Below are 26,408 nucleotides of genomic sequence, written 5' to 3' on the forward strand. Positions count from 1 at the left end.
CACACAGACAGATCTTGAAAGCCGTACCTTTAAATTAGCACTGCTAGTTTCTGATCGCAGCCCTACTATGTGCGCCATGGCCCGACCGCGCAAGCCCCTGCTGAGCACCGACCGGATCGTCGAGGCGGCACGCGCGCTCGTGGACGCGGAGGGACTCGCGGCCGTCTCCACGCGCCGGCTGGCCGCGCAGCTCGGGGTCAGCGGCCCCTCGCTCTACAACCACTTCCGCACCAAGGACGAGATCCTGGAGGCGGTCGCGGACTCGGTGAGCGCCCAGGTCGACCTGTCGATGTTCGACGACGGCCGGGACTGGCGGACCGCGCTGCACGACTGGGCGGTCTCCTACCGGGCGGCGCTTCGCGACCACCCCAACATCGTCCCCGTCCTCGCCACCGGCCCCGGGCGGCGCCCGGCCGGCCTCCGGCTCGCGGACGCGGTGTACGGCGCCATGGTCCGGGCGGGCTGGCCGGCCGGCCAGGCCACGTCGATCGGCGCGCTGATGCGGTACTTCATCATGGGGTCCGCGCTCGGGTCGTTCGCGGGCGGCTTCGTGGACGACGCCACGGCCTACGACCCCGCCGACTACCCCCACCTCGGGCAGGCCCACCTGCTGGCCGAGCATCAGGAGAAGATCGACGAGCGGGCCTTCGAGACGGGGCTGACGGCACTGCTGGACGGGCTCGCGCAGCAGTACGAGCAGTTACGGCGGCGGGTGTAGCGACCTTTCGGCGGGGGCCGAAGTGTCCGTGGCCCATCCTGGGGTGCATGACGACCAGGGATCCTCAGGCGCCCCGGCTGGCCCGGCTGGCCGGCCTGATCGCCGACGAGACGCGGGCGGCGTGCCTGCTGGCGCTGCTGGACGGCCGGGCGTGGACCGCCGGTGAGCTCGCCCGGCACGCCGGGGTCGCCGCGTCGACGCTCAGCGAACACCTCGGCAAGCTCGTCGCGGGCGGACTGCTCGGCGAGGAACGGCAGGGGCGGCACCGGTACGTGCGGCTCGCCGACGCGCGGGTCGCGCAACTGGTGGAGGAGCTGGCAGCGCACGCCGGTGCCGGGCCCGGGGACGTCGTGGGGCGTCCGCGGGGGCTGCGGGCGGTGAGCGCCGGCTCGGCGATGGCGCGCGGGCGCACCTGCTACGACCACCTGGCGGGGCGGCTGGGCATCGCGCTCACCGACGCGTTGGCGCTGCGCGGGCTGCTGCGGGTGGACACCGGGTTCGCCCTGACGGACGCGGGGGTGGAGTGGTTCGGCGCGGCGGGGATCGCCCTGCGGCGCTCGGGCCGCCGCCCGCTGGTCCGGGCGTGCCTCGACTGGACCGAGCGGCGACCCCATCTCGCGGGGGTTGCCGGGGCCGCGCTGTGCGCGCACGCACTGGACGCGGGGTGGTGCGTGCGGATCGGCTCCGAGCGGGCGGTGAAGGTGACTGCCGTCGGGGAACGGGCGCTGCACGAACTGCTGGGAATCGAGGAGGGGGCGTTGCGGTGAGGGGGCGGGGGTGGGGGTGCGTCGCCGGGTGCGGGTGGGATGTGGCTGATCGCGCAGTTCCCCGCGCCCCTTGGGGGGGTGACGGTGGTCTGTCGGGTGCGGAAAGTGGGGGTTGATCGCGCAGTTCCTCGCGCCCCTTTGGGGGTGGCAGGCGGCGGAGTTTCGGACGCGGGCTTCCCGAGAGCCGACGGCCCGGCACCCCCTAGGGGCGCGGGGAACTGCGCGATCGGGCTCCGACCATCCGCAGCCGGTGAACGCCACCCCGGCCCCCACCCCCCGTCCGAAATCCGCCAGCCTCGCCCGCACCGTCCCGCCTACCCTCAGGAGCATGATGAGCACCGCCCCTTCCCGGCCCCACCTGCTGCCCGCCGCCGCGGCGGCGACGACCGTCGTCCTGTGGGCGTCCGCGTTCGTGTCGATCCGGAGTGCGGGGGCCGCGTACTCGCCGGGGGCGCTGGCGTTGGGACGGTTGCTGTCCGGCTGTCTGGTACTCGGCGTGCTCATCGTCGTACGACGGGAGGGGCTGCCGCCGCGGGCGGCCTGGCGGGGCATCCTGATATCGGGGCTGCTCTGGTTCGGGTTCTACAGCGTGGTGCTGAACTGGGGCGAGCAGCAGGTCGACGCCGGTACGGCGGCCCTCGTCGTGAACATCGGCCCGATCCTCATCGCCCTTCTGGGCGCGCGGCTGCTCGGCGATCCGATGCCGCCGCGGCTGCTGGCCGGCATGGCGGTGTCGTTCGCGGGGGCCGTGACGGTCGGCCTGTCCATGTCGGGGGGCGGCGGCTCCTCCGTGCTCGGCGTGGTGCTGTGCCTGCTCGCGGCCGTCGGCTACGCCGGCGGTGTCGTCGCGCAGAAGCCGGCGCTCGGGCGGGCCAGCGCACTGCAGGTGACGACGTTCGGGTGCCTGGTCGGCGCGGTGATGTGCCTGCCGTTCGCCGGGCAGTTGGTCGGCGAGGCGGCCGACGCGCCGCTGTCGGCAACCCTCAACATGGTCTACCTGGGCGTCTTTCCGCTGGCACTGGCCTTCACGACCTGGGCGTACGCCCTGGCCCGGACGACCGCGAGCCGCATGGGCGCGACGACGTACGCGGTGCCCGCGCTGGTCGTGCTGATGAGCTGGCTGGTGCTCGGCGAGGTGCCGGGCCCCCTCACGCTCGCGGGCGGGGCACTGTGCCTGACCGGCGTGGCGGTGTCGCGGTCGCGGTCGCACGCACGGGCTCGGGCCGCGACCCCGGAGACGGTTCCGGAGCCACGGCCCGAGCGGGCGCCGGACTCAGTGTGAACGCGCCCTGGAGGAAGCAGCCGGCGACGAAGGTGCCGAAGGCCGGCCACAGCAGTGAGCCGGTGTCGTGCACGAAGGCCGCCCGGGGCGCCCAGGGCCCCGGGACTCTCCCGCGTCAGAAGACGATCAGCGCTCGGCCGCCCTTGCCGGCCAGCATGTTCTCGAAGGCCGCCGGGATGCCGTCCAGGGCGATCCGTTCCGTCACCAGCGCGCCCAGGTCCAGGCGGCCGGAGCGGATGTGGCCGGCCAGCACGGGCAGGTCCTGGGCCGGATCCGCGTTGCCGTAGACGCAGCCGGACAGGGTGCGGCCCCAGTGGAAGATCTCCAGGGCGTTGAAGGTGACCTGCTGGTCCTTGCCGCCGATGCCGACCACCGTCGTACGGCCGCCGCGGCGGGTGGAGTCCCAGGCCGTGCGGATCGTCGTGGCGCGGCCCACGCACTCCACGGCGACGTCGACGCCCTGCTTGCCCGTCAGGCCGCGGATCTCGCGTGCCGTGTTCTCCGACGCCACGACGTAGTCCGTGGCACCGGCGTTGCGGGCCAGTTCCTCCTTCTCCGGCGAGACGTCCACCGCGATGATCCGCGCGGCGCCCGCGATACGGGCGGCCTGGAGCGCCGCCAGACCCACTCCCCCGACGCCGTACACCGCGACCGTCTCGCCGGGCCGCACCTTCGCCGAGTGGTGGACGGCGCCGTAGCCGGTGAGGACCGCGCAGCCCAGGAGGGCCGCGTCGGTCAGGGGGACGCCGTCGGGAAGGGGCAGGACGCAGGACGCCGGCACGACCGTCTCCTCGGCGAACGCGGCGACGTTGAGTCCGGGGTGCAGGTCGACACCGGCCGCGGTGCGGGCGTACACGTCGGCGGCGCCGTTCAGGGCGTTGGCGCACAGCCACACCTCGCCGAGCGAGCAGGCATGGCAATGACCGCACGAGGGCGCCCAGTTGAGGACGACGGGGTCGCCGGGCGCGATGTCCGCGACGCCTTCGCCGACGGACACGACCGTGCCCGCGCCCTCGTGGCCGAGGACGGCCGGGACCGGCACGCGCATGGTGCCGTCGGACAGGGACAGGTCGGAGTGGCACACCCCGGCGGCGGCGAGGCGGACGCGGACCCGGCCGGGGCCCGGCTCGGGCAGTTCGATGTCGGTGATCTGAAGCGGGGCGCCCACCTCGGGCAGGACGGCTGCGCGGACCATGGGTGAACGCTCCTCAGAACTGCAGGGACTTGGTCTGGAGGTACTCGGCGAGGCCGTGCGCGCCGAGTTCCCGGCCGACGCCCGACTGCTTGTAGCCGCCGAAGGGGGCGAGCGGGTTGAAGCGGCCGCCGTTGATGTCGACCTGGCCGGTGTCCATGCGGCGGGCGAAGGCGACGGCCTCCGCCTCGTCGCCGGCCCACACGGCGCCCGCGAGGCCGTAGACCGTGCCGTTGGCGATGCGCAGGGCGTCCTCCTCGTCCTCGTACGGGAGGATCGCCAGGACCGGGCCGAAGATCTCCTCCTGGGCGATCGTCATGTCGGGGGTCACGTCGGCGAAGACGGTCGGCGAGACGAAGTAGCCCTGCTCGTGCGGCGGTTCGGTGCCGCCGGCGACCAGCCGCGCGCCCTCCGCGACCCCCTTGTCGATGTAACCGCGCACCCGGGCCAGCTGCTTGGCGTTGACGACGGGGCCGATGCGCGGGCCGTACTTCGCGGCGGCCGCGGCGGCCAGCTCGACGGCCTCCTCGTAGCGCTCGCGGTGCACCAGCATCCGGGTCCAGGCGCTGCACGTCTGACCGGAGTTGGACATGACGTTGGCGACGCCGACGTTGACGGCCTTGGCGAGGTCGGCGCTCGGCAGGATGACGTTGGCGGACTTGCCGCCCAGCTCCAGGGCGACCCGCTTCACGGCCGCGCCCGCGGTCGCGCCGATCCGGCGGCCGACGGCGGTGGAGCCGGTGAACGACACCAGGTCGACGTCCGGGTGCTCGGCGAGGGCCTGGCCCGCGACCGGACCGAGCCCCGTGACCAGGTTGAACACCCCGGCCGGTACGCCGGCCTCGTGGACCGCCTCGGCGAAGAGCTGGGCGACCAGCGGGGTGTCCTCGGCGGGCTTGAGGACGATCGTGCAGCCGGCAGCCAGCGCCGGGGCGACCTTGGCGACGACCTGGTGCAGCGGGTAGTTCCACGGCGTGATCGCGCCGACCACCCCGACCGGCTCCAGGTAGACGGTGGAGTTGCCCGCCTTCTCCTCGAAGGCGTACGTCGCCGCCAGTTCGGCGTACGAGCCGGCGACGGCGATCGGCACGGCCGCGTGCACGTTCTGCGAGAACGGCAGGGGCGCGCCGAGTTCCGCGGTGACGGTCTCGGCGATCTCGTCCTTGCGGGCCAGGAGGGCGTCCCGCAGGGCGGTCAGCCGGGCGGCCCGCTCGGCGGGCGGGGTGGCGGACCAGGCCGGGAGCGCGGCGCGGGCGGCCCGTACGGCGACGTCGACGTCGGCGGCCGTGCCCGCGGGCACATGGCCGATGACCTGTTCGTCGACCGGGTTCACGACCTCGATCACGTCCGTACCGGCGGCCGGGCGCCAGGCGCCGTCGATGTACATGCCGTCGTGTGCCTTCATGGTGCTCCTCCGGGCGGGGCGTCGTCCGCGTCACAACCTACCGACAGCCACATAAACTAGCGGCGATAGTTTTCTGACGCCAGACACCCCCGCCCGAGAGACCCCGGGACCCGCTACTCGTCCAGGTCCGGCAGCCGCGCCGGAGCCGGGCAGATCCGCTCGCCGTGCTGGTCGAAGACGAACAGGTGGGCGAGGTCGACGAGGAGCGGGACCTGCAGGCCCCGGCGCAGGTCGATGTCGGGGGTGGTGCGGACCACCAGGTCGCCGGGGAGGCGGGGCTCCGAGGGCGCCGCCGGGTCCGGGCCGGCCGGCTCGTCCAGCACCACCACCGGCCCGGCCCGCATGGCCTCCGCCCGCTCCCGCAGCCGCCCGAGCACCGTCACCCCGCCTTCCCTGCGCCGCCGCCGGGACGGCCGCGAGGCCGGACGGGGCGCCTCCAGGTCCGGTACGACGGCGGGCTGGGAGCCGGTGTCGAAGTGGACGAGGATCTCGTGCCCCTGGAACTCCACGTGCTCCACCAGACCGGTGAGCGGCACCTCCCCCGGCCGGGCGGAGCTGTGCTTGGCGATGCGGACGGCCTCCGAGCGCAGGCCGACGATCACCTCGCGCCCCTGCTGGACGCGGAGCAACTGGTGGTCCTGGGAGAGGGGTTCGGGCAGCCGCAGGAACTGCTTGCCCAGGCTGATGGTCATCGCGCCGTCGAGCGGGGCACGGACCAGGCCGCGCAGCAGGTTGATGCGGGGGGTGCCGATGAAGGCGGCGACGAAGACGTTGCGGGGCAGGGCGTACACCGAGCGCGGTGTCCCCACCTGCTGGAGCACGCCGCCGCGCAGCACGGCGACCCGGTCGCCGAGCGACATGGCCTCCGCCTGGTCGTGGGTGACGTAGACCGTGGTGACGCCCAGTTCCCGGGTGAGCTTGGAGATCTCTGCGCGCAGGTGGTTGCGGAGCTTGGCGTCGAGGTTGGACAGCGGCTCGTCCATCAGGAACGCCGAGGGGTGGCGGGCGATGGCCCGGCCCATGGCGACGCGCTGCCGCTCGCCGCCGGAGAGCTGGGCGGGGAAGCGGTCCAGGAGGTCCTCGATGCCGAGCATGCGAGCGGTGGCGTCGACGCGGGGCCGCGGGTCCTCGCCCGGGCTCTCCACCCGCAGCGGGAAGCCGATGTTCCCGCGGCTCGTCATGTTCGGGTAGAGGGCGAAGTTCTGGAAGACCATCGCCATGTTCCGCTCGGAGGGCACCAGGTCGTTGGCCTCCTCGCCGTCGAGCAGCAGCGTGCCCTCGGTGATCTCCTCCAGCCCGGCGATCATGCGCAGCACGGTGGACTTGCCGCAGCCCGAGGGCCCGAGCAGGACGAGGAACTCGCCGGGCTCGATGTGCAGCGACAGCCGGTCCACCACGCGAACGCCTCGCGTGTAGGTCTTGCTCACATCCTGCAGGGAGATGGCGCGTGTCATGACTGATGCCCCCGGGGGCTGCTGGGCGCTGGTGCTCCGCGATGCCGAACACCTCGTGCGGTTCGCGCGAGGCCTGTGGGTCACGGAAGTTAACGGAATGTGCCCGGCCGAGGGAAGAGTTCGGACGCTCGGGTTCAGCCTGTGAGAAAGCGGACGCTCTCGTTCAGTGGGCTGTCCGTGCTCACCGGGTGCGGGTGAGGTGCGCGAAGACGACCGTGTTGCCCGCGTAGCCGGTCCGGCGGTCGTAGGTGCCGCCGCAGGTGATGAGCCGGAGCTCGGGTCGGCCGCGAGCACCGTAGACCTCGCCGTTGGGGAAGTGCGCCTTCGCGTACGTCCGGACCTTGTCGACGGTGCAGAAGGCGCTGTGGCCGTCCGCGCGACGCAGTTCCACGAGGTGGCCGGGGCCGAGCTCGCCGAGGGCGGCGAAGACCGCGGGGCCGGTCCGGGTGTCCAGGTGGCCGACGACGACCGCGGTGCCCTGTTCGCCCGGTGAGGGCCGCCCTCGTACCAGCCCACGCGGGGGCAGTCGTCCTCGGGGGCGCGGTGAGCCGGTGGTCGCGGTCCAGGCCGAGGCCGAAGACCGGGGCGTCGACGCCGATGTAGGGGATGACGACGCGGGTCGCGCGGGAGCGGGACAGCGGGCGGGGCGGTCCGGGGCGGGGGCGTCCGGGGCGGGGCGGGGCGCGCGTCGTCGGCGCGGGGGGCCGGTGACTGCGAGCGGGCGGGAGCCGGCTCGGGGGCGGCCGAGGCGGTTGCCGGTCGGCCGCAGGGCGAGGGCGGTGGAAGGGGCCCCGTCGGGGGCGGCCTGCACGACGGTCGTCATGGAGAGCGGCTGGCCGACGCCCAGACAGAAGCCGAGCACGGTCAGCATCAGGCCGAGGGCCCACACCGGACCCGGCAGCGCGACGCCGGCGCACAGTACGGCGGCCGGCAGGCAGGTCACGGTCAGCAGCGCGGGCCGGCCGAGCAGCCGGAGCAGCGGGGTCGGCACCAGCCGGCAGGCGATGGTGGCGCCGGCCCGCAGGCTGAGCAGCACGCCGATCACCGAGGGCGCGATGTCGCGCGGCCCGGTAGGACACGGCGGGCCGGGCCATCGACACCGCCCCCTGCGCGAAGGAGAAGGCGATGACGAGGCGGAGCAGCCGGCCGCGGCTCCCACCGGGCCTCATGGGACGAACCTTTCGTGGTGGGGTCAGATGATGCCGAAGAGGATGCCCGCGCCCAGGACCACGAGTGAGGTGAGCGCGGCCCACTTGACCACGAACCTGGTGTGGTCGCCGAACTCCACCTTGGCCATGCCGACCAGGACGTAGACGGCGGGGACGAGCGGGCTGGACATGTGCAGGGGCTGGCCGACGAGGGAGGCGCGGGCGATCTCCAGGGAGGAGACGCCGTGCGCCTGGCCCGCCTCGGCGAGGACGGGCAGGATGCCGAAGTAGAAGCCGTCGTTGGACATGAAGTACGTCAGCGGGATGCTCAGCACGCCGGTGACGAACGCCATGTGCGGGCCCATGCCGTCGGGGATGTTGTGCACCAGCCACTCGGCCATGTGGTCGACCATGCCGGTGCCCTGCAGGACGCCGGTGAAGACGGCGGCGGCGAAGACCATGCCGGAGACGTTGAGGACGTTCTCGGCATGCGCGGCGATCCGGGCCTTCTGGTCGGGCATGTGCGGGAAGTTGACGGTGAGGGCCAGGGCCGCGCCGAGCAGGAACAGCACCGGGATCGGCAGCCACTCCATGATCATGGCGGTGAGCAGGACGACCGTGAGCAGCGCGTTGAACCAGTACAGCTTGGGGCGCAGGGTGGGCCGTTCGGGGTCGAGACCCTGGAAGCCCGCGTCCTCGGGGGCGTCGGGCAGTCCCGCGCCGGCGCCCGAACCGCCGCCGCTGCGTGGGCCGTCGCCGTTCCTGGGGCCGTTGCCCGTGCCCGCGCCGACCAGCACCGTCTCCTGTTCGGCGGGCTCCTCCACGAGCACCTCGTCCAGCGTCAGCACGCCGAGCCGCTTGCGCTCGCGGCGGCCGAGGACATAGGCCAGGGCGAAGACGAACAGCAGGCCCATGGCGAGCGCGGGGATCATCGGCACGAAGATGTCGCTCGCATCGAGCTTCAGCGCGGTGGCCGCACGGGCCGTCGGGCCGCCCCAGGGCAGCGTGTTCATCACGCCGTTGGCCATCGCGGCGACGCCGGTCATCACGACCAGGCTCATCTTCAGCCGCTTGTACAGCGGGTACATCGCGGAGATAGTGATCATGAAGGTGGTGGAGCCGTCGCCGTCGAGTGAGACGATCGCGGCGAGGACCGCCGTACCGACGACGATCCGGAGCGGGTCGGCCTTGCAGAACTTCAGGATTCCCCGAACGATCGGGTCGAAGAGGCCGACGTCGATCATCACACCGAAGTAGACGATCGCGAACATGAGCATCGCCGCGGTGGGGGCGAGGCTGGTGACGCCGTCGATGACGTAGTCACCGAGCTTGGCGCCCTTGCCGACGAACACGCAGAACAGCGCGGGAATCAGCACGAGCGCCGCGATCGGCGACATCTTCTTCAGCATGATCAGGACCAGGAAGGTCGCGATCATGGCGAAGCCGAGGAGGGTCAGCATGAGTGGATACCTAACGTTCGCCCTTGAACATCCCACCGGGCCGGCGGTGCGATGACGTTAGGTCCGTTCATTCGGCGTTAACAAGTAGTTGACGTGTGAGCAATAAGCGCAAAACCGCAGGTCACGGCTTTGCTCAGGTCAGGCGGGCAGCGCGGCGGCGACTTCCACCGGCACTCCGTTGAGGACGGCGTTGCCCGACAGGGGGTCGAGGAGGCTGCCGTCGAGGAGCTGGTTGACGTTGACTCCGGGGTCGGTGGCGGCGTGGCTCATCCGGGTGCCGGGCCGGTCGTGGCCCCAGCCGTGCGGCAGGCTGACCACACCCCGGCGCACGGCGTCCGTGACCTCCGCCGGGGCGGTCACCTCTCCCCCGGCGCCCTTCACCCGCACCGGGTCCCCGTCGCGCACGCCGAGCCGCTCGGCGTCCTCGGGGTGGAGGTGCAGCGTGCAACGGTTCGAACCGCCGGTGAGGGCCGGGACGTTGTGCATCCAGCTGTTGTTGGAGCGCAGGTGGCGGCGGCCGACGAGGACCAGGCCGTCGGGGAGTTCACCGAGGGCGCGCCGCAGGCGGGGCAGGTCGTCGGCGATCGGGCGGGCCAGCAGTTCGACCTTGCCGCTGCGGGTCTTGAGCGGCTGCGGGAGGCGGGGGGCCAGCGGTCCGAGGTCGATGCCGTGCGGGTGCGCGAGCAGCTTCTCCAGCGACAGCCCGTCGGGGCGTACGCCGAAGCCGTCGCCGTAGGGGCCGAGGCGCAGCATCATGTCCAGCCGCCGCTCGGGGCCGTTCTCGCCGGTGAGGAGGGCGGCGAGCTCCTTGGGGTCGCGGCCGTGGACGGGCGAGTGGGGTTCCTTGACCGCCTTGCCGAGGGTCTGGCCGACGACCAGGTCGTCGACGGCCGACGGGTCGGCGCCGTGCATGCCGGTCGCGGCCAGGATCAGCCGGGCGAGGATCTCGGTCTCGGCCATGCGGCCGGGCTCCAGCGGCACCGCGGGGCGCGTGTACCGGACCTGGTTGCGCACGGCGAGGGTGTTGAACGCGAAGTCGTGGTGCGGGCTCTGGGAGGGCGGGGGCGGCGGCAGGACGACGGTCGCGTGGCGCGAGGTCTCGTTCAGGTACGGGTCGACGCTGACCATGAAGTCCAGGCCGGCCAGCGCCTTGTCGAGGCGGTCGCCGTCGGGTGCGGACAGCACGGGGTTCGCGGCCACCGCGATCAGGGCGCGGACCGGCTCGCCCTCCTCGGTCGCGGTGTCGATCTCCTCGGCGAGCGCGGAGAGCGGCAACTCCCCCTTCGCCTCCGGGTGCTTGCTCACCCGGGAGTGCCAACGGCCCAGCGCGAAGCCGTGGCTGGGGCCCGCGGGACGCGGCGTGCGGTCGGTGGCGGCCTGCGGGAAGAGGGCGCCGCCGGGCCGGTCGAGGTTGCCGGTGAGGATGTTGAGGACGTCGACGAGCCAGCTGCCGAGGGTGCCGTACGGCACGGTGCAGCTGCCGATGCGCCCGTACACGGCGGCGGTCGGGGCGGCGGCGAGGTCGCGGGCCAGGGTGCGGATCAGGGCGGGCTCGACGTCACAGGCTTCGGCGACGGCCTCGGGGGTGAAGTCGCCCAGCTCGGCGCGGAGTTCGTCGACACCTTCGACGTACGGCGCCAGTTCGCCGAGGTCGACGAGGCCCTCGTCGAAGAGCACGAACGCCATCGCGGCGAGGAGCAGCGCGTCGGTGCCGGGCCGGATGGGGATGTGGCGGTCGGCGAGTTTCGCGGTGCGGGTGCGCCGCGGGTCGATCACGACGAGGGTGCCGCCGCGCGCCTTGAGGGCCTTGAGCTTGCCGGGGAAGTCGGGTGCGGTGCACAGACTGCCGTTGGACTCCAGGGGGTTGGCGCCGATCAGCAGCAGGTGGTCGGTGCGGTCCAGGTCCGGCACGGGAATGGCGTTGGCGTCGCCGAACAGCAGCCCGCTGGAGACGTGCTTGGGCATCTGGTCGACCGTGGAGGCGGTGAAGACGCTGCGGGTGCCGAGCCCGGCGAGCAGCACCGGCGGGTAGAGGCCGCCGGCCACGGTGTGGACGTTGGGATTGCCCAGGACGACGCCGACCGCGTGCGGGCCGTGGCGGTCCACGACGCCGCGCAGGCCGGCCGCGACCGCGTCGAACGCCTCCTCCCAGGTGGCCTCGCGCAGCTCGCCGTCGCGGCGCACGAGCGGGGTGCGCAGCCGGTCGGGGTCACCGTCCACGGCGCCGAAGGAGGCGCCCTTGGGGCAGATGAAGCCCTTGCTGAACACGTCGTCGCGGTCACCGCGGGCGCCGGAGACCCGGGTGCCGTCGATGGTGAGGGTCAGCCCGCAGGTGGCCTCACAGAGGGGGCAGATGCGCAGGGCGGTGCGGGACACGGGTCCTCCCGGGGACGGGGGCGGCGCTCATGGACGAGGGTGAGCATACCGACCGGTATGAACGGAGGGGAGGCCTCTCGGGGGGTGAGGTCGGAAAACCGGGGGGTGGGGCGGGGCGGACGTGCCGCGGACGTCAGTCCAGCACTCTCGCCAGATACGCCCGCAACAGCTCGCGGGCCTCCTCGATGATCTTCGCGTCTCCCTCCGGGGCCATCCGGAAGGCCAGGTGGACCAGGGTGTCGGCGGTCTCGACGGCTATGAGGAAGGTGCGGCGCAGGTTCTCGTCCGGCTCGCGGTCGAGGTAGCCGGAGAGCAGGTCGCTCAGCCGGTCGGCGACACGGTGGTTGGGTCCGGCGTCACGCGCGCCGACCGGGATCTGGTTGCCGAAGTCGACGAGCGAGAAGCCGGGCGCGGTGCGCTTCATCGACAGGTACTCGTCGAGGACGGCGTCCATCGCGGTGCGCCAGCCGCCCTCACCGGAGTCCTTCAGGCGCTCGGTGACGTGCTCCGTGAAGCGTTCGAGGTTGCGCTGGGCCAGGGCGTCGGCCATCTGCCGTTTGTTGCCGAAGAAGCGGTAGACCGAGCCGATGGGGACGCCGGCGCGGAGCGCGACGGCCCGGGTGCTGAGGGCGTCGTAGCCGACCTCGTCGAGGAGCTCGGCGCAGGCGTCGAGAATCCTGGTGAGCCGTTCGGCGCTGCGCCGCTGCACAGGCGCTCGGCGGAGCGATGTCGCGTGGGGCACGGGCTTCATGATGCCTTTCCGACGCGGTCCGGTGAACCTCGCCCCCCGATACGGAGATCGATGCCTGATGCACTCATTCCGGTCGTGTCCGTCGTCCCGGTCGCAGCCGTCGGGGCACCGGAGCCGGCACCCGACCGTGGCGTGTCGCTCGGCGCGGGTTCCGACGCCGTGATGTCGGCGGTGCTCTGCACGGGCTCGCCCTTCACCGCCCAGGCCGTGCCGTCGTCGGCGTACAGCCGGGCGGTGACGTGATGGGTGCCGCGGGGGACGAACCGGGCCGGGAGGCGGTAGGCGGTCGTGCGCAGCCGGGTGACCGGCCGGTCGTCGACGTACAGGCGCACATAGCCGCGCCCCGCCACCGCCCGCTGTTTCGCGCCGGCCGCCGAGAAGCGGAAGTGGTGCACGCTCAGGCGCACGTCCCAGGTGTCGCCGGCGTCCGGCTGGACCTCGATGCCGACCTCGGGCGCGTCCTTCTTCGCCACCTCGCGCAGATGCCGCCCCTCCTGGTCGGTCAGGACCTTGCCCACGGGGGACGTCGACGCCCCGCCGCCGTCCCCCTGCGCATCACTGGTGCCGCAGCCCACGGATCCGGCCAGCAACAGGACACAGACCGCGAGCACGGCGAGAAGTCCCCGCGTCCACGACATGTCCGGAGACTAGAACACCGGTCCGACAGACGTATCCCCCTGAAGGCTGGTTCTGCTTCCTCCCTGATGAGGAGGAGCGGCGTACCCCTTGCGTCCGGGAAACCGCAATCCTACGGTGATGCATAGGAATCGAAAGTCGCAAGGGAGCGATCATGAGCGGGGACCCGCGGAAGACCGCCGAGGGACTGACCTATCTCTCGGGTTTCGGCAACGAGCACGGATCCGAGGCCTTGCCCGGCGCCCTGCCCGAGGGACGCAACTCGCCGCAGCGCGCCCCTCTCGGGCTGTACGCGGAACAGCTGAGCGGCTCCGCCTTCACCGAGCCGCGTGCCGCCAACCGCCGCTCCTGGCTCTACCGCATCCGCCCCTCCGCCGCCCACCCGCCGTTCACGGAGACGCACAACGGCTGGATCCGCACGGCTCCCTTCACGGAGGCCGTCCCGGACCCCAACCGCCTGCGCTGGAACCCCCTCCCCGAGCCGGCCGACGGCACCGACTTCCTCGCCGGCCTGTGGACGCTCGGCGGCAACGGCGACGCGACCCAGCGCACCGGCATGGCCGTGCACCTCTACCACGCCAACGCCTCCATGGACCGCGTCTTCAGCGACGCCGACGGCGAGCTGCTGATCGTCCCCGAGCGCGGCGGGCTGCTGCTGCACACGGAGTTCGGCCTGCTGCATGTGGAGCCGGCCCATGTGGCACTGATCCCCCGTGGGGTGCGCTTCCGTGTGGAGCTGCTCGATGACTCCGCCCGCGGATATGTGTGCGAGAACTACGGGGCGCCCTTCCGCCTCCCCGACCTCGGCCCGATCGGCGCCAACGGCCTCGCCAACGCCCGCGATTTCCGGGCGCCGGTCGCCGCCTACGAGGACGTCGAGGGCCCGGTGGAGGTGGTGAACAAGTTCTGCGGCAACCTGTGGCGGGCGACGTACGACCACTCCCCCCTCGACGTCGTCGCCTGGCACGGCAACCACGTCCCGTACGTCTACGACCTGCGCCGCTTCAACGTCATCGGCACCATCTCCTACGACCACCCCGACCCGTCGATCTTCACGGTGCTGACGGCCCCGTCGGACACCCCCGGGCTGGCCGGCGTCGACTTCGTGGTCTTCGCGCCGCGCTGGCTGGTGGGCGAGGACACCTTCCGGCCGCCGTACTTCCACCGGAACGTGATGAGCGAGTACATGGGGCTGATCGAGGGCGCCTACGACGCGAAGGCGGAGGGCTTCGTGCCGGGCGGGGGCTCGCTGCACAACATGATGTCGGCGCACGGGCCGGACCGGGAGACCTTCGACAAGGCGAGCGCGGCCGAGCTGAAGCCGCAGAAGATCGACGACGGGCTGGCGTTCATGTTCGAGACCCGCTGGCCGGTCACGCTCACCGCGCACGCGGCCCAGGCCGAGCACCTCCAGCCGCACTACGACGGCGTGTGGAACGGCCTCGAACGCCACTTCCGCCCGTTGCACTGATCGCGGCCGACCGGTACGGATAGCCCCGTGACCTCCTTCGCCCCGGACTCGATCGTCCTGAACCGCAAGCTGCCGCTCTGGTACCAGGTCTCGCAGTCCCTGCGCGCCTCGATACTCGGCCGCTCGCCCCAGGACCCCCTGCGCCTGCCCACCGAGGAACGGCTGGCCGAGCACTACGGGGTGAGCGTCCTGACCATGCGGCAGGCGCTGAAGGAGCTGGAGGACGAGGGGCTGATCAGCCGGCATCGCCGCCGGGGCACCTTCATCGAGCCCGACGCCCTACGGGGCGCCCCGGTGCGGCTGCTGGGCTCGGTGGACGCGATCGTGGCCCAGCAGTCCGGCATGACGACCGAACTGCTGGCGCACGGCAGCGCGCCCGTGCCGCCCGAACTCGCCGAGCACTTCCCGCAGATCGACGAGGTGGCCGCGTACCACCGGCTGCGCAGCGACGAGAAGACCGGCGAGCCGACCAACCACGCACGCAACTGGGTGCGTCCGGAGGTGGCCGCGCGCGTCGACCCGTCGGACCTGGTGCGCTGGCCCATGACCAAGGTGCTGCGGGACGTCGTCCAGGCGGACATCAGCCGCATCACGGACACCGTCGAGGCCCGGCTGGCCGACCCCGAGACGGCCCGTCTGCTCCAAGTCCCCCTGCTCAGCCCGATCCTGCACTACACGGGGGTGACGTACGACGCCGAGGGGCGGGTCCTGGACGTGGCGGTCATCCACTACCGCGGGGACCGCTTCTCCTTCACGGTGACTCTGGACGCCACGTGACCTCACCGTCGGTCGCAGGTCGTACGATGCCCAGCGTGACGCACGACGACGCTCCGCCGCTGGCGGACCTCATGCCGTGGTCCGTCGCACCGCCGCGGCTCGGCCGGGGGTGGCCGGCGGGCCCCGACGCCGCATCCCTGAAAGCCCGCTGGGACGCCCTGCTCAAGACCGACGGACCGGACCGGGAGGCCCTGTTCGAGCCGACGCGCTCGCGCACGCTGCATTCCGCGGTGGGGCAGCTGCCGGGCCAGTCGAGCGGCACGGAGAGGCTTCTGCGCGCCTCGGGTCCGTGCCCCGAGCCGGTGCGCGTCCTGTACGCCCCCTTCGACGAGCAGTGGCTGATCCCCGACCACCGGCTGATCGACACGGCCCGCCCCGAGCTGTGGCGCGTCGTGGACGAGCACCAGGTCTTCGTGGTCGAGACGCCGTCGGAGGCGGGCGGACCGCCCCTGCTGGCCACCTCCCGCCTCCCGCTGCTGCGCCCCGGCCGCATCCGGCCCCTGTACCGCCGCCCGGGCGGTACGGAGCCCAACCTGACGCCGGGGCTGGCGGACCATCTGGGCGCCCGCCTGGGCCATGCGCCCAACTCGCCAGAAGTCCTCGCCTGGATCATGGCGACCGTCCGGCCCGACCTGACGGTCCCCCTCACCGAGGATCTGGAACTGTGGTCGCGCGGCGTGGAGTTGGGCCGCCGACTGCTGTGGCTGATGCGCCGTGACGGCGACCGCCCCAAGCTGCCGGGCGGCCGCCGCCCCTACGTCCGTGCACCGCTGCCCTCGCGCCCGCTCACCGTCGACTACGACCGCGACGAGGAGACCCTGCTGCTCGACGAGGGCCGCATCTCCCCCGTACCGCCCGAGGCCTGGGACTTCGAGGCGGGGGGCGTGCGGGTCCTGGAGCACTGGTTCACGGCCCGGACCGCGCAGTCCGAGCGCGGCACCCTGTCCGCGATCCGTCCGGCCACCTGGCCACAGACCTGGACCTCGGAACTGCTGGAGCTGATCACGGTCCTGACTCTCCTGGCGGAACTGCGCCCGCAGCAGCAGGAGTTGACGGTGACCACCCCGATCACGGCGACGGAGCTGCACAAGGCGGGCGTCCTCCCACCACCGGAGGCGGCCCACAGACCGGCCTCGGTCCTGGACCACCACGAGGAAGGCCCAGAGGGCCAGTTCGCCCTGATCTGAGCGCCCCCAAAGGGGCGCGAGGAACTGCGCGACCGGCCACGACGGCGCCGCAGACGCCCGACCACCCACCCCGCGGCACCCCAAGCACCGCCCCCCACCAACGCCACCGGCAACCCCCCACCCCCAAAGGGGCGCGAGGAACTGCGCGACCGGCCACGACGGCGCCGCAGCCGGCCACCGACCGATCCCCGCACCCCCAGCGGAGCGCTACCGCTCAGGGTCGAACCCGTCCAGCACCCTCTCCAGCGCCAGGTCGAAGACCGCGTCGAGGTCGATCGGCCCCGGGTCCTCCGTGAACGCCGCCGCCATGCGCGGATACGCGCCGCTCGCGACCTGCCGGCCCAGATACGCGATGCGCACCGCGTTCTCCTGCTCCTCCGACCACGGCAGATTCCGGGTCCGCTCGGCCGTGGACAGCTCGTTGGCGACGTACATCGTCACGACGCCGTTGAGCAGCCCGACGAGCTGCATCTTCATGCCGTACCTCATGTCCTCGAGCGGGTCCAGACAGGCCAGACAGTGCTCCAGGTAGCGCAGGGCGTTGGGGCTGAATCCGTACACGGGTGACATCAGACGGGGCAGCCAGGAATGCCGGTGCATCAGCTCGCGGGTCTGCCGGGCCACCCGCATCATGTCGGCCCGCCAGTCCCCCGACGGCTCCCACAGCTCGTGCTCCGCGCTGACCGCGTCAAACATCAGCTCGTACAGATCCTCCTTGCGGGGGACGTAGTTGTACAGCGACATGGTGCCGCAGCCCAGTGCGGCCGCGACATGCCGCATCGACACCGCGTCCAGACCCCCCTCGTCGGCGATCCTCACCGCCGCGGCCGCGATGTCGGCGCGCGTGAACGCGGGCCTCGGCCCGCGCCCCGCCCGCTCGGGCCGGGCCCAGATCACTTCGGGTACCGCCGCTCGGCCCGCCATCGATCATCACCTCGTCCACCATCGTAGTTACGTACACCGTACGTAGTGCGCTATGGTCGAGGCATGGCAACTACGTACGCTGTACTTAGTGAAGGTCTGGAGAAGAGGTTCGGCGAGGTGCGCGCGGTGCGCGGGCTGGATCTCGCGGTGGCCCAGGGCACCGTCTGCGGTGTCCTCGGGCCCAACGGGGCGGGCAAGACGACCGCCGTACGGCTGCTGACGACCCTGCTGCGGCCGGACGCCGGCTCGGCGCGGATCGCCGGGCACGACCTAGTGCGGGAGGCGGCGGCCGTACGCCGTCGTATCGGCGTCACCGGGCAGTACGCGTCGGTCGACGGCGACCTGACGGGCCGCGAGAACCTGTGCCTGTTCGGACGGCTGCACCGGGTGCCCGCGCCGGGACAGCGGGCCGGCGAGCTGCTGGACCGGTTCGGACTGGCCGAGGCCGCCGACCGGCCCGCGTCCTCCTATTCGGGCGGGATGCGCCGCCGCCTGGACCTCGCGGCGAGCCTGATCCGCCGCCCCGAGGTGCTGTTCCTGGACGAGCCGACGACGGGCCTGGACCCGGCCAGCCGGGCGCTGATCTGGGACGCCGTGCGCGAACTCACCGGTGACGGCACCACCGTGCTGCTGACCACGCAGTACCTGGAGGAGGCCGACCGGCTCGCGGACGACATCGCCCTGGTGGACCGGGGGCGGGTGGCGCACACGGGGTCACCGGCGCAGTTCAAGGCCGTCGTCGGGGCGTACGTCGAGGTCGTCGTCGCCGACACGGACGTGATGGTGCGGGCCGCCGCGGTCCTCGACCGGCTCACCGGCACCGAGCCGTCGTTCGACCCGGAGCGGGGCGCGGTGGGCGCGGTCACCCGCGACGAGACGCTCACGCTGCCGCGCCTGGTGCGGGAGCTGGACGCGGCGGGCGTCCCGCTGCTCGACGTGAGCCTGCGGCCGCCGACGCTGGACGAGGCCTTCCTGCGACTGACCGAGAAGGACGAGGAGCACGCGGCATGAGCACACTGACGTACGACGGGACCGCGCTGCTGGGACGGCAGTTGCGGCGACTGCGGAACAACCCGGGGCTGGTGATCCTGACGCAGACGATGCCGATCAGCATGCTGCTGTTCTTCGGCTACGTCTTCGGCTCCGCGCTGGCGATGCCGGGCGCCGCGTACCGGTCCTTCCTGGTGCCGGGGCTGCTGGTGGCGACCGCCGCGGGCGGGATCATGACCGGCATGTTCCAGGCGGCCCAGGACACCCACCGGGGCGTCATGGACCGGCTGCGGACGCTGCCGATCAGCAGGTCGGCCGTGCCGCTCGGACAGGCCGTGGCGGACCTGGTGGTGACGGCGGCCGGGACGGTGCCGTTCTTGCTGGTGGGGCTCGCGGTGGGCTGGCGCGTCGAGGGCGGCGCGCTCGAAGCGGCGGCCGCCGTGGGGCTGTTGCTGCTGTTCCGCTTCGCCATGACGTGGATCGGCATCTTCCTCGGGCTGCTCACGCGCAACGAGGAGGCGGCCGGGCAGCTGGGCGGCGCGACGTTCCTGCTGCCGCTGCTGTCCAGCGCCTACATCCCGACCGCCGGCCTGCCCGGGTGGCTGCGCACCGCGGCCGAGTGGAACCCGATCAGCGCGGTCGCCACGGCCCTGCGGGACCTGTTCGGGAACGCGCCCGTGCCGGCGGACGGCGCATGGCCGGTGACACATCCGATCACCGGATCACTGGCGTGGTGCCTGGTGCTGATCGCCGTGTTCATGCCGCTCGCGGTGCGGAGGTACGCGTACGGGGAGCGATGACCTCGACGACCGCGAGCGAGCGAGGGGTGTCTTCGGTACCGAGCGGGTGGAACGTACCTAAGACGCCCTCCATCGAGGCGCGACACCGCACCGGAACGCGGGGACGCCGGTACGGCTCAGCGCCCGCCGAACAGCGAACGGCTCAGTCGGCGCAGCGGCGCGAAGAGCGAGACGCGACGGACGCGCGCACCCCTGTCGCTGCGGGTCTGCGTGGTGTCACGCGCGGTCAGTTCACGCATCAGCGAGGTCGCCTCGGCCGTCTTCTGCTGCGGCACGGCGGGACCCGCCAGTACCGAGAGATGTCGGTCGAGGCGCGAACTGGTCGCGCTGCTCCCGCAGGTGATCGCAGGGACCCTCGCCCTGCTGCGGACTGTTATCTGTTCCATGTCACTCCCCACCCGTACGAGTCCACCCGGCCCGGGCAGGGTAACCCTATCGTCCCAACCGGGCACTCGTGTATCGCGGTCACAGGATTCACCTTCCCCGTAAGGGCGTTGACGACCCCTCCCCGATTACTCTCCGAATCCAACCGATTTCAGGGCGAGTTGGACAATCGGCTGGCTGGTGGGCTGTGGTGATCCCCCGTCGGGTTCGACGGTCACAGCGAGTGACGTGGCGGACGTGTCGAGACCGGTCGCGACCAAGGGCGTGTCGCCGCCCCGGAACAGGCCCAGGGACCGGGGTTGCGCATGGGGGCGCATGAGCCACAGCTGGTGCACCCGTCCGCCGGCCGGAGCGGCGTATCCGCTCAGCGTGACGATCGCCTGTCCCCGGGATGCGGAAGCGATCACTCCGATACTTCGGCCCTGGGGGTCCTTCCCGGTCGTCGCCCGGGCGTCGGGAGCTGCGAGAACGTGGTTGATCTCACGTGACTGGGACTGCGCGGCGTCCAGTCTGTCCTGGGTCTGCCTGGCCTGTACGGCGAAGAGCGAGGCGACCACGAGGGCCGCGGCGGCCGTCGCCGTGGCGAGCGGCACGAAGAACGGGCGGCGCTCGCGGGGCGCACGGGTGCGAGGCGGCGGGGGCTGCGTGCCCCAGACGTGCGGGGGCAGTTGGGGGGTGTGCTCCGGAATCGGCGCCGGCTCCTGCGGGGTCGCGCGTACGGCGGCCAGCACCCGGTCGCGCATCGCGGCCGGCGGCGGGGCGGCCGTGGACCAGGCGAGCCGGACGGCGTCCTCGGACAGGACGCGCACCTCGGCGGCACAGGCGGCGCAACTCCTGAGGTGCCGTTCGAAGCGGACCCGCTCGGCCGGCTCCAGCGCGTCGAGCGCGTAGGGCGCCGCGAGCGAGTGCAGGTCCTCGCGGCGGAGCATACGGTCGAGCAGACTCATGCGACACCTCCCAGGCACTTGCGCAGCTGGGTCAGTCCATCGCGCATCCGGGTCTTGACGGTCCCCAGCGGCAGGGAGAGCCGTTCGGCCACTTCACGGTACGTGTAGCCGTCGTAGTAGGCGAGGGTGACGGACTGGCGCTGCAGGGCGGTGAGGCGGTCCAGGCAGCGGCGCACCCACTCGCGTTCGAGGCCCGCCTCGACCTCCTCGGTGACGTGGTCGAAGGCGGGGTGGTGGGCCCGGCGGGCCTCGCGCTGCTCGCGGTCGACGGCGGCGCGGGCGCTGCGCACCCGGTCGACGGCCCGGCGGTGGGCCACGGTGAGGATCCAGGACAGGGCGCTGCCGCGGCCGGGATCGAACTTCGCGGCGGAGCGCCACAGTTCGAGCAGCACCTCCTGCGCCACCTCCTCCGACTGCGCCGGATCCCGCACGACCCGGCGCACCAGTCCGAACACCGGACCGGACACCAGGCCGTACAGCTCCTCGAATGCCTTCTGGTCGCCGCCTGCCACGAGCACCAGAAGCTCGTCCGCCTCCACTCGGTCCCCTCCCCGGCCGCATGGGCCCCGTCCCGTCACACCAGGCATTCGCAACGAACGCACCTCCGGATGGGGTTACGGATCAGCGGCCCCGAAACGCGGGTCGGCGCGCGACGAAACGAGAATCCCGATCCGTCGGGAACAAGAATCGCGCTCGAGCTGAAACAAGATCAGGGGAACGCCGTAAAGACGTTTGGGATTCGACCAATCCACCCTGTCGACCGCTCCGAATCAGCGTTCGTCAGGCAAGTTGGGACTGAGGACGGACGGCATGACAACTGACTCCAGGAGCGGCGCGGGACGCAGGGGCATCGCGACCCTCATAGCTGGTGCGCTGGCCGCCGGCGGGCTCGCGGCCGCCGGCGTGGCCACGCTGGAACCGGGGGCGGCCTCCGCCTCCAGCCACCGGGAAGCCCCTCTGATCTCGGGGCAGCCGCAGTACGACAACACCGACCTGTACGCCTTCGTCAGCCCGGACAAGCCGGACACGACGACGCTCATCGCCAACTTCATCCCCTTCGAGGACCCGGCGGGCGGCCCGAACTTCTTCCAGTTCGCCGACGACGCCCAGTACGACCTCCACATCGACAACAACGGCGACGCGCAGGACGACCTGCTGCTGCGGTACACGTTCCGCACGCAGACGAAGAACAAGAAGACGTTCCTCTACAACACGGGTGTGGTCAGCAACCTCGCCGACCCCGACCTGAACATCACGCAGACGTACGACATCGAGCTGGTCAAGCTCAAGCACGGCAAGGCCGTGTACCGCTCGAAGCTCGCCGACGACGTGCCGGTGGCGCCGTCGAACGTGGGCAAGGCGTCGATGCCGGACTACAACAAGCTGCGCGAGCAGGCGATCTACAAGCTGCCCAACGGCGCGCAGTCCTTCGCCGGCCAGGCGGACGACCCGTTCTTCGCCGACCTGCGCGTCTTCGACCTGCTGTACGGCGGGAACCTCTCCGAGGTCGGCCGGGACACGCTCAAGGGCTACAACGTCAACTCGATCGCGCTGCAGGTGCCGACCGACATGATCAGGGAGTCGAGCAAGCAGCCGGTGGTCGGCATCTGGTCGACCGTGCAGCGCAGGAACGCGCAGGGCTACTACGAGCAGGTCTCCCGCCTGGGCAACCCGCTGGTCAACGAGGTCGTCAACCCGCTGAAGGACAAGGACAGGTTCAACGCGTCCTCGCCCGCCTACGACGGGCAGTTCCTGAAGAACGTGACCAACCCGGAGCTGCCGAAGCTCATCGAGTCGATCTACAAGATCAAGGCGCCGGCCGAGCCGCGCAACGACCTCGTCGACGTGTTCCTCAAGGGCGTCAAGGGCCTCAACCAGCCGCCGTACGTGAAGCCGGCGGAGGAGCTGCGCCTGAACACCTCGATCAAGCCGGCCGCCAGCCCCAAGCGGCTCGGTGTCCTCGACGGTGACAACGCGGGCTTCCCGAACGGCCGCCGCCTCACCGACGACGTGATCGACGAGGCCCTGCAGGTCGTGGAGGGCGAGCTGGTCGGCTCCAAGAACGACCTGGGCGACGCGGTGGACGCGAACGACAAGGGCTTCGGCAGGTACTTCCCCTACCTGGCCAACCCGACCGCCGGTTCCCGCGGCGCCACCGCCAAGGGCGTCAGCAGCGGCAGCGACGTCAAGAACCAGCTCGGCGACGCCCTGCAGCCGGCCGGCGCCGGCGGGATGAGCAACACGAGCCTGATCGCGGCCTCCGCGGGCGGCGGCGCGGCCGGCATCGCCCTGATCGGCGCGGGCCTGATGTGGTGGCGCCGGATGCGGAGCCGCGTCTACTAGGCCACCCCCCTGCGGCGGACCGGGCGGTTCTTCGGAGCGGCCCCGCCCGGTCCGCGGTCCACCTCCCAGCCGGCGCGGCCCGCACAACTCATCCCCCACGGTGCGGGCCGCGCCACCCCACCACTTCCGTACCACGCACGGCACTTGAGGAGAGGGCATGGCCCCGCACACGAACGACACGGACCGCTCCGCGGAGAGGGCCGGGGACGGCGGAGACCCGTCCGCGGATGCGCCGGGGCCGGTCGTGCGGTCCCCCGCCCCCACCGAGGACGGCTCTTCACCGGAACCCGCGTTGCCCGCCGACTCCGCCGGGGCGAGGGCCGGTGACGAGCGGGTCGCCGCCGTACGCCGGGTCGCCGCCGCCGGCCGGCGTTGGCGCACGGCCCAACTCGTCGGCACGGCGGCTCTGTTGGCCGTCGCCCTCACCGGCGGCTCCATCGCCTACGGCGCCATCCGGGACCACGCCGGGACGACCGTCGCCGCCGCGCCGAGCGCCCTGTCGCCGGCCGCGCTGAGCAGCGGGGACATCGACTCGAGCATCAAGGCCCTGCAGACCCAGCTGCGGGCGCAGCCACGGGACTACGGCAGCTGGGCCTCCCTCGGCCTCGCCTATGTGGAGCAGGCCCGCACCAAGGGCGACCCCTCCCGCTATCCGCAGGCCGACAAGGCCCTGAAGCGCTCCCTCGCGCTGAGGCCCGGCAACGAGCAGGCCGTCACCGGACGGGCCGCCCTCGCCGCCGCCCGGCACGACTTCAAGGACGCCCTGAAGTACGCCGACCAGGTGCTGAAGGAGAACCCCTACAGCCAGAACGCCCTCTCCTCCCGCATCGACGCCCTCGTCGAACTCGGCCGCTACACCGACGCGTCGAAGGCCGCCGACACCGCGGACTCCCGCCGCCCGGGCGTCCCCGTCTTCACGCGGTACGCGTACGTCCACGAACTGCGCGGGGACGTGAAGACGGCCCGCCGGGTCCTGGAGCAGGCCCTGGCCACGTCCACCACCCCCGGCGACATCTCCTACGTCGCCGCCCAGCTCGGCCAGCTCGCCTGGAGCCAGGGCGACTACAAGACGGCCCTCACCTACTACGCACGTGCCCTGGCCGCCGACGAGAACTACCTCCCCGCGCTCGAGGGCCGCGCGCTCGCCCAGTACGGCAGCGGCGACCGGGCCGCCGCGATCGAGGGCATGGAGCAGGTCGTCGCCCGGTATCCGCTGCCGCAGCCCCTCGTCCAGCTCGGCGAGCTGTACGAGGACCGCGACGCCAAGGGCGACCGCGCCAAGGCCCACGACCAGTACGCCCTCGTCGACGCCTGGATCGCCCTCGCCCGCGCCAACGGCGTCAACGCCGACCTCGACACCGCCCTCGCGGCCGCCGATCACGGCGACCGGGCCGCGGCCCTGCGCGCCGCCCGCGCCGAGTGGGCCCGCCGCCACACCGTGCACACCGCGGACGCCCTGGCCTGGGCCCTGCACGTCAACGGCAAGGACGCCGAGGCCCTGCCCTACGCCAGGCGGGCCACCGCGACCGGCTACCGCAACGCCTCGTTCCTCTACCACCGGGGCGTGATCGAACGCGCCACCGGCCACACGAAGGACGCCCGCTCCTCCCTGAGGGCGGCGCTGAAGCTGAACCCCGGCTTCTCGCCGCTGGGCTCCCGCGAGGCCCGCAAGGCGCTCGAGAACCTGGAGGCGACCAAGTGAGCTGCCGTCGTCTGTTCGCCTCCGGTGCCGCCGTTCTCACGGCGGCCTGCGCGCTCGCGCTGGTTCCTTCCACCGGCGCGAGCGCGCACCCTCTGGGCAACTTCACCGTCAACCGCTACGACGGCCTCGTCGCCGCCCCCGGCGAGCTCCGCGTCGACCACGTCGAGGACCTCGCCGAGATCCCGGCGACCCAGGCCAAGCCCGACATCGCGCGGCTCGGCATGGCCGAGTGGGCCAAGGAGCGGTGCGCGAAGGCGGCCGAGGGCAGCAGGGCCGACGTCGACGGCCGCGCCACCACGCTCACGAGTGTGAGCGCCACGGCCCGGCTGCGGCCCGGCCAGGCGGGCCTGCACACCCTCCGCGTGGAGTGCCGGCTGACCGCGCCCCTGCCCGAGGGCCGCACGGTGCGCCTCGGCTTCCACAGCGAGGGCGCCTCCACCGGCCCCGGCTGGCGGGAGATCACCGCGCGCGGGGACCGGATGACGCTCACCGCGACGGACGTGCCGAAGAAGTCCGTCTCGCACGAGCTCACCACGTACCCGAAGGCGCTGCTCTCCTCCCCCGCCGACACCTCCTCCGCCTCCCTGCGGGTGCGGCTCGGCGGGCCCGCCCTGGCCGCGGACCGGCCGGACGCGCCCGCGGCCTCCGTGCTGCCCCGGGGCGCCGACCGCTGGACCGAGGCCCTGAACAACCTCGTCGCCCGCCACCACCTCACCGCCGGTTTCGCCGCGCTCGCCCTGCTGATCGCGATCGCGCTGGGCGCGATGCACGCGCTCGCCCCGGGCCACGGCAAGACCCTGATGGCGGCGACCGCGGCGGCCCGGGGCGGCAGGGCCCGCCTGAAGGACGTCCTCCCGCTGGCCGCCTCGGTGACCGTCACCCACACCCTGGGCGTGGTCGCCCTGGGCCTGCTGGTCACGGCCGGCTCGGCGGCGACGCCCTCGGTCATCGCCTGGCTCGGCCTGGCCAGCGGCGTCCTGGTGCTGGCGGCGGGCGTGAACCTCGTACGCCGAGCCTGGCGCAACCGCGCCCACGGGCACGCGCACCACCACCATCCGCATGAAGAAACCTCCCGCGAACGGCAGTTGGAGCTCGTGGGCGCACACGGCACGCCGGCCCCGGCCGCCCACGGCCACCACGAGCACGGTCGTCACGATCACGGCCACGCGCACGGACACGACGACGCGCACGGGCCGGAGCACGCGCACGGCCACGGGCATGAGCACCACGGCCACGGCCACGACCACCCCCACTCCTCGCACGAGGTCGAGCACACCCACGGCGGGTTCACCCACACCCACTCCACCGCCCCCACCCTCCGCGGCACCCTCCTCCTCGGCTTCGCCGGCGGCATGGTGCCCAGCCCGTCCGCCGTCGTCGTCCTGGTCGGCGCCGCGGCCCTCGGCCAGGCGTGGTTCGGTCTGCTGCTCGTCGTCGCCTACGGCGTCGGGCTGGCGCTGACCCTCACCGCGGCCGGGTTCGCCGTCGTGAAGCTGGGTACGGGAATGAGTCGGGTGCTGGACAACCGTCCGCGCTGGACCACGCATCCCCTGGCGGCCCTGGTGCGCAGCAGCGCTCCGCTGATGTCCGCCCTGGTGGTGGTGGCCTTGGGGGCCGGTCTGGTCCTCAAGGGGGCGGCTTCGGCGCTCGGATGAGTTACTTTGTGAATGACTCAGGTGAGATGCCGTGGGGGG

General features: G+C 72.5%; 23 protein-coding genes and 1 pseudogene. 11 read left to right on the top strand and 13 right to left on the bottom strand.

What is annotated here, in order from left to right:
• The first annotated feature begins 67 nt into the window (after positions 1 to 67).
• The 3 genes from LN251_RS02355 to LN251_RS02365 all read left to right on the top strand — a co-directional run bounded on the left by LN251_RS02355 (position 68) and on the right by LN251_RS02365 (position 2,767).
• Complete coding sequence (locus tag LN251_RS02355; protein ID WP_458242856.1) at positions 68 to 718, top strand: TetR/AcrR family transcriptional regulator; 651 nt, start codon at positions 68 to 70, stop codon at positions 716 to 718.
• A 47-nt stretch (positions 719 to 765) separates the two neighbouring features.
• The gene (locus LN251_RS02360; RefSeq protein ID WP_458242857.1) at positions 766 to 1,485 is read left to right on the top strand and encodes an ArsR/SmtB family transcription factor; all 720 of its coding nucleotides are present in this window, start codon (positions 766 to 768) and stop codon (positions 1,483 to 1,485) included.
• A 331-nt stretch (positions 1,486 to 1,816) separates the two neighbouring features.
• The gene (locus LN251_RS02365; protein ID WP_458243248.1) at positions 1,817 to 2,767 is read left to right on the top strand and encodes a DMT family transporter; all 951 of its coding nucleotides are present in this window, start codon (positions 1,817 to 1,819) and stop codon (positions 2,765 to 2,767) included.
• Between the two features lie 115 nt (positions 2,768 to 2,882).
• Here LN251_RS02365 and LN251_RS02370 read toward each other — a convergent pair whose 3' ends face one another.
• The 9 genes and pseudogenes from LN251_RS02370 to LN251_RS02410 form a co-directional block, all read right to left on the bottom strand.
• Positions 2,883 to 3,962 carry a zinc-binding dehydrogenase gene (locus LN251_RS02370; protein WP_458242858.1) on the bottom strand — a complete coding sequence of 360 codons (1,080 nt, stop codon included), beginning with the start codon at positions 3,960 to 3,962 and terminating at the stop codon, positions 2,883 to 2,885.
• Positions 3,963 to 3,975: 13 nt separating this feature from the next.
• The gene (locus tag LN251_RS02375; RefSeq protein WP_458242859.1) at positions 3,976 to 5,364 is read right to left on the bottom strand and encodes an aldehyde dehydrogenase family protein; all 1,389 of its coding nucleotides are present in this window, start codon (positions 5,362 to 5,364) and stop codon (positions 3,976 to 3,978) included.
• 113 nt (positions 5,365 to 5,477) lie between these two features.
• Positions 5,478 to 6,818, bottom strand: a complete 1,341-nt coding sequence (locus LN251_RS02380) for an ABC transporter ATP-binding protein (RefSeq protein WP_458242860.1) — start codon at positions 6,816 to 6,818, stop codon at positions 5,478 to 5,480.
• Between the two features lie 181 nt (positions 6,819 to 6,999).
• Complete coding sequence (locus LN251_RS02385) at positions 7,000 to 7,344, bottom strand: sortase domain-containing protein (RefSeq protein ID WP_458243249.1); 345 nt, start codon at positions 7,342 to 7,344, stop codon at positions 7,000 to 7,002.
• Positions 7,345 to 7,521: 177 nt separating this feature from the next.
• A pseudogene (locus LN251_RS02390) lies at positions 7,522 to 7,881 on the bottom strand (MFS transporter); the annotation flags it as partial.
• 129 nt (positions 7,882 to 8,010) lie between these two features.
• Positions 8,011 to 9,426, bottom strand: coding sequence for a CitMHS family transporter (locus LN251_RS02395; protein ID WP_458242861.1), 1,416 nt, complete (start codon positions 9,424 to 9,426; stop codon positions 8,011 to 8,013).
• A gap of 138 nt (positions 9,427 to 9,564) precedes the next feature.
• Entirely contained in the window at positions 9,565 to 11,802 is a 2,238-nt protein-coding gene (locus LN251_RS02400) for a molybdopterin oxidoreductase family protein (RefSeq protein ID WP_458242862.1), read from the bottom strand.
• Between the two features lie 133 nt (positions 11,803 to 11,935).
• On the bottom strand, positions 11,936 to 12,553 hold the full coding sequence (locus LN251_RS02405; protein WP_458242863.1) for a TetR family transcriptional regulator: 618 nt from the start codon (positions 12,551 to 12,553) through the stop codon (positions 11,936 to 11,938).
• Positions 12,550 to 13,191 (bottom strand): hypothetical protein, encoded by a 642-nt coding sequence (locus LN251_RS02410; protein ID WP_458242864.1) that lies wholly within the window; start codon positions 13,189 to 13,191, stop codon positions 12,550 to 12,552. Before LN251_RS02410 ends, LN251_RS02405 begins: the two co-directional genes overlap by 4 nt.
• 152 nt (positions 13,192 to 13,343) lie before the next feature.
• Between LN251_RS02410 and hmgA the strand changes: the two genes are divergently transcribed.
• The 3 genes from hmgA to LN251_RS02425 are packed head-to-tail and all read left to right on the top strand — an operon-like array spanning position 13,344 to position 16,624.
• Positions 13,344 to 14,660, top strand: a complete 1,317-nt coding sequence (hmgA, locus tag LN251_RS02415) for a homogentisate 1,2-dioxygenase (RefSeq protein ID WP_458242865.1) — start codon at positions 13,344 to 13,346, stop codon at positions 14,658 to 14,660.
• Positions 14,661 to 14,687: 27 nt separating this feature from the next.
• Positions 14,688 to 15,437, top strand: a complete 750-nt coding sequence (locus LN251_RS02420) for a GntR family transcriptional regulator (RefSeq protein WP_458242866.1) — start codon at positions 14,688 to 14,690, stop codon at positions 15,435 to 15,437.
• A gap of 26 nt (positions 15,438 to 15,463) precedes the next feature.
• Complete coding sequence (locus LN251_RS02425) at positions 15,464 to 16,624, top strand: type ISP restriction/modification enzyme (RefSeq protein ID WP_458242867.1); 1,161 nt, start codon at positions 15,464 to 15,466, stop codon at positions 16,622 to 16,624.
• Between the two features lie 207 nt (positions 16,625 to 16,831).
• Here the strand turns inward: LN251_RS02425 and LN251_RS02430 are convergent, their stop codons facing one another.
• A complete protein-coding gene (locus tag LN251_RS02430) occupies positions 16,832 to 17,548 on the bottom strand; it encodes a TetR/AcrR family transcriptional regulator (RefSeq protein WP_458242868.1) in 717 nt (238 codons plus the stop codon).
• 63 nt (positions 17,549 to 17,611) lie between these two features.
• On the opposite strand from LN251_RS02430, the gene LN251_RS02435 reads away from it, so the two are divergent.
• Together LN251_RS02435 and LN251_RS02440 are read left to right on the top strand one after the other, a co-directional pair.
• The gene (locus tag LN251_RS02435) at positions 17,612 to 18,559 is read left to right on the top strand and encodes an ATP-binding cassette domain-containing protein (protein WP_458242869.1); all 948 of its coding nucleotides are present in this window, start codon (positions 17,612 to 17,614) and stop codon (positions 18,557 to 18,559) included.
• Positions 18,556 to 19,338 (top strand): ABC transporter permease, encoded by a 783-nt coding sequence (locus LN251_RS02440; protein ID WP_458242870.1) that lies wholly within the window; start codon positions 18,556 to 18,558, stop codon positions 19,336 to 19,338. The genes LN251_RS02435 and LN251_RS02440 overlap by 4 nt, the downstream gene beginning before the upstream one ends.
• A gap of 116 nt (positions 19,339 to 19,454) precedes the next feature.
• Here LN251_RS02440 and LN251_RS02445 read toward each other — a convergent pair whose 3' ends face one another.
• From LN251_RS02445 to LN251_RS02455, 3 genes are all read right to left on the bottom strand, one after another.
• Positions 19,455 to 19,724 carry a hypothetical protein gene (locus LN251_RS02445; RefSeq protein WP_458242871.1) on the bottom strand — a complete coding sequence of 90 codons (270 nt, stop codon included), beginning with the start codon at positions 19,722 to 19,724 and terminating at the stop codon, positions 19,455 to 19,457.
• 126 nt (positions 19,725 to 19,850) lie between these two features.
• Positions 19,851 to 20,669 carry an anti-sigma factor gene (locus LN251_RS02450; protein ID WP_458242872.1) on the bottom strand — a complete coding sequence of 273 codons (819 nt, stop codon included), beginning with the start codon at positions 20,667 to 20,669 and terminating at the stop codon, positions 19,851 to 19,853.
• Complete coding sequence (locus tag LN251_RS02455; protein WP_142150967.1) at positions 20,666 to 21,208, bottom strand: sigma-70 family RNA polymerase sigma factor; 543 nt, start codon at positions 21,206 to 21,208, stop codon at positions 20,666 to 20,668. Before LN251_RS02455 ends, LN251_RS02450 begins: the two co-directional genes overlap by 4 nt.
• 271 nt (positions 21,209 to 21,479) lie before the next feature.
• On the opposite strand from LN251_RS02455, the gene LN251_RS02460 reads away from it, so the two are divergent.
• The 3 genes from LN251_RS02460 to LN251_RS02470 all read left to right on the top strand — a co-directional run bounded on the left by LN251_RS02460 (position 21,480) and on the right by LN251_RS02470 (position 26,369).
• A complete protein-coding gene (locus tag LN251_RS02460; protein WP_458242873.1) occupies positions 21,480 to 23,012 on the top strand; it encodes a DUF4331 domain-containing protein in 1,533 nt (510 codons plus the stop codon).
• Between the two features lie 157 nt (positions 23,013 to 23,169).
• Positions 23,170 to 24,714: a tetratricopeptide repeat protein gene (locus tag LN251_RS02465; RefSeq protein WP_458242874.1), complete on the top strand. Its 1,545-nt coding sequence runs from the start codon at positions 23,170 to 23,172 to the stop codon at positions 24,712 to 24,714.
• Positions 24,711 to 26,369: a HoxN/HupN/NixA family nickel/cobalt transporter gene (locus LN251_RS02470; protein ID WP_458242875.1), complete on the top strand. Its 1,659-nt coding sequence runs from the start codon at positions 24,711 to 24,713 to the stop codon at positions 26,367 to 26,369. Before LN251_RS02465 ends, LN251_RS02470 begins: the two co-directional genes overlap by 4 nt.
• Positions 26,370 to 26,408 lie beyond the last annotated feature (39 nt).

It is taken from the genome of Streptomyces sp. MAI_2237 (assembly GCF_054189285.1).

What these genes read in the sequence shown, in the direction of transcription:
- LN251_RS02370 (WP_458242858.1), bottom strand. Translation starts at nt 3,962, where the DNA reads ATGGTCCGCGCAGCCGTCCTGCCCGAGGTGGGCGCCCCGCTTCAGATC.
- LN251_RS02395 (WP_458242861.1), bottom strand. Translation starts at nt 9,426, where the DNA reads ATGCTGACCCTCCTCGGCTTCGCCATGATCGCGACCTTCCTGGTCCTG.
- LN251_RS02425 (WP_458242867.1), top strand. Translation starts at nt 15,464, where the DNA reads ATGCCCAGCGTGACGCACGACGACGCTCCGCCGCTGGCGGACCTCATG.
- LN251_RS02355 (WP_458242856.1), top strand. Translation starts at nt 68, where the DNA reads ATGTGCGCCATGGCCCGACCGCGCAAGCCCCTGCTGAGCACCGACCGG.
- LN251_RS02430 (WP_458242868.1), bottom strand. Translation starts at nt 17,548, where the DNA reads ATGGCGGGCCGAGCGGCGGTACCCGAAGTGATCTGGGCCCGGCCCGAG.
- LN251_RS02440 (WP_458242870.1), top strand. Translation starts at nt 18,556, where the DNA reads ATGAGCACACTGACGTACGACGGGACCGCGCTGCTGGGACGGCAGTTG.
- hmgA (WP_458242865.1), top strand. Translation starts at nt 13,344, where the DNA reads ATGAGCGGGGACCCGCGGAAGACCGCCGAGGGACTGACCTATCTCTCG.
- LN251_RS02465 (WP_458242874.1), top strand. Translation starts at nt 23,170, where the DNA reads ATGGCCCCGCACACGAACGACACGGACCGCTCCGCGGAGAGGGCCGGG.
- LN251_RS02450 (WP_458242872.1), bottom strand. Translation starts at nt 20,669, where the DNA reads ATGAGTCTGCTCGACCGTATGCTCCGCCGCGAGGACCTGCACTCGCTC.
- LN251_RS02365 (WP_458243248.1), top strand. Translation starts at nt 1,817, where the DNA reads ATGAGCACCGCCCCTTCCCGGCCCCACCTGCTGCCCGCCGCCGCGGCG.
- LN251_RS02375 (WP_458242859.1), bottom strand. Translation starts at nt 5,364, where the DNA reads ATGAAGGCACACGACGGCATGTACATCGACGGCGCCTGGCGCCCGGCC.
- LN251_RS02410 (WP_458242864.1), bottom strand. Translation starts at nt 13,191, where the DNA reads ATGTCGTGGACGCGGGGACTTCTCGCCGTGCTCGCGGTCTGTGTCCTG.
- LN251_RS02445 (WP_458242871.1), bottom strand. Translation starts at nt 19,724, where the DNA reads ATGGAACAGATAACAGTCCGCAGCAGGGCGAGGGTCCCTGCGATCACC.
- LN251_RS02460 (WP_458242873.1), top strand. Translation starts at nt 21,480, where the DNA reads ATGACAACTGACTCCAGGAGCGGCGCGGGACGCAGGGGCATCGCGACC.
- LN251_RS02435 (WP_458242869.1), top strand. Translation starts at nt 17,612, where the DNA reads ATGGCAACTACGTACGCTGTACTTAGTGAAGGTCTGGAGAAGAGGTTC.
- LN251_RS02380 (WP_458242860.1), bottom strand. Translation starts at nt 6,818, where the DNA reads ATGACACGCGCCATCTCCCTGCAGGATGTGAGCAAGACCTACACGCGA.
- LN251_RS02405 (WP_458242863.1), bottom strand. Translation starts at nt 12,553, where the DNA reads ATGAAGCCCGTGCCCCACGCGACATCGCTCCGCCGAGCGCCTGTGCAG.
- LN251_RS02360 (WP_458242857.1), top strand. Translation starts at nt 766, where the DNA reads ATGACGACCAGGGATCCTCAGGCGCCCCGGCTGGCCCGGCTGGCCGGC.